The 1,791-nt window shown below is 28.9% G+C and carries 2 protein-coding genes; both read right to left on the bottom strand.

Annotated features, from left to right (window positions below; all coding sequences use genetic code 11):
* Nucleotides 1-85 precede the first annotated feature (85 nt).
* Nucleotides 86-856, bottom strand: coding sequence for an adaptor protein MecA (locus tag QM017_RS09195; protein WP_282708716.1), 771 nt, complete (start codon nt 854-856; stop codon nt 86-88).
* A 343-nt stretch (nt 857-1,199) separates the two neighbouring features.
* A complete protein-coding gene (gene spxA / locus QM017_RS09190; RefSeq protein ID WP_282708715.1) occupies nt 1,200-1,598 on the bottom strand; it encodes a transcriptional regulator SpxA in 399 nt (132 codons plus the stop codon).
* Nucleotides 1,599-1,791: the final 193 nt, after the last annotated feature.

Genomic DNA, 1,791 nt, shown 5'->3' with positions numbered 1-1,791 from the left:
TATAAAATTAAGTTTTTATCATAATTATCTTCATTTGACATAACAAAAAGCTATGAAATAGCGAAAATCGCTATTTCATAGCTTTTTAAAATATTTCTTTAACCCAATCAAAAGCATTTTGGTGTAAAAGGCGTCCATGTTCTTGCAAAGTTGTTAATGTTACTTGGGCTTTTTCCCCATATTCAAAAGCAATCGCTGCTATATCACTAACTTCTTTAGGAGTATAGTCCTTTGACTTAAATTCCAAAACAAGATAATATTTTTCTTGATAACTATATAAACCGTTTTCAACAACATGATTAAATTCTTGCGCTAAAGTTGCAAAATCTTCGAAGTCGTTAAATTCAAAAATATATTCTTGTATCTGCGGTTGCACGTTTCTTTGTAAAGACTCGTTTTTGTTTCCTTGCAAAACTACCTTTTTTAATTCATCAAGTTCTATACCTTCTGCTAATAAATCTTCATAACGTCTGTAATAATCAGTATATTCTTGTTTAATTTCTGCGCCTACTTTACCTTTTTTATGATCGATGTATGCTTGCAAAATTTCTTCTTCACTTTCATCATCATCTTCAACATAAGGAAATGAAAAATCAAGATCTTGAGGTAACTGATCAAAATTCACACGTGTAATGAATATCTCTAGGCCGTCTTTTTTAGGCATTACTTGAAAAGTTACAGCATCTAACTCTTTGAATTCTTGCTCAACATCTACTTCTTGTAAAATACTATAAAAAAAGTTTTCAATTTCATTTTGATTTCCAAGTAAATCTAGGACGGTCATCCCACGTTCAATTAAGTCTTGTTCTTCTAAAGTCACGCGAATCGTGTTAGCATTAACTTTTTCCATTTTCATGTAACCATCCACCTCTCTGCATTTGAATTATTTATTCATATTGCATTTTAACACTATTTTAGCAAAAAAACAGACTTCATACTACAAAAAAGCCATATAGTGATAATTATCTATCCGTTAAAATGTGATATCAGCCGTTTAAATATTTATCATTAAGCTTTTAGTTTAGCTAGATTTAATATGTATCTAAAAATTAAAAGGACCTATCAACAATATAAAAAATTCAGTAAACCAATTAAATTTTCTACCTTAACAATTCTAGCAATATTAAAAGGATTAATCCCTATTTAAAATAGAAATTAATCCTTGTTAACTAGCCTATTAAATTTTAATCCAAATCAAGTTAAAATCCCGCTAATTCTTGTGCACGTTGTAATTCGAGTACTCGAACCTCACGAGGCAAGAAACGACGAATCTCATCATCGTTATAACCTACTTGTAATCTTTTTTCATCCATAATAATCGGACGGCGTAATAAGCCTGGATTTTTTTGAATCAAATCGAATAAAGTTTTGAGTGGCAAATCATCTAAGTCTACGTTTAAGTCTTGGTACACTTTTGATCTTTTAGAAATAATTTCTTCTGTTCCATCTTCAGTCATTTGTAAAATTTGCTTGATTTCATTAATGTTCAAAGGTTCTGAAAAAATATTGCGTTCACTAAAAGGTATATTATGTTCCTTTAACCACGCGCGAGCTTTGCGACACGAAGTACAGCTTGGTGACGTATATAATGTAACCATTTAAATCGCTCCTTTAGTTAAAACATACCTGACAATATATATATTCTCTATGCATACTATTATACACCTTTTTTTAAAAAAATAATACCTTTTTCTTAAAAAAATTCATTTTTCTTCTTTTTATTTAATTTAGAATCTTTATAAACAACTTTTTTCTTTTTTGTTATTTTAAGCAATAAAAATATACTAAAAA

This window comes from Ligilactobacillus sp. Marseille-Q7487 (genome assembly GCF_949152225.1).
Classification (GTDB): Bacteria; Bacillota; Bacilli; order Lactobacillales; family Lactobacillaceae; genus Ligilactobacillus.
Note: the sequence above shows the minus strand (reverse complement) of the source record. Positions and strands in the feature narration are given on the sequence as shown.

Excerpts from the sequence above, each read along its gene's own strand:
- QM017_RS09195 (WP_282708716.1), bottom strand. The coding sequence starts at position 856 with ATGAAAATGGAAAAAGTTAATGCTAACACGATTCGCGTGACTTTAGAA.
- spxA (WP_282708715.1), bottom strand. The coding sequence starts at position 1,598 with ATGGTTACATTATATACGTCACCAAGCTGTACTTCGTGTCGCAAAGCT.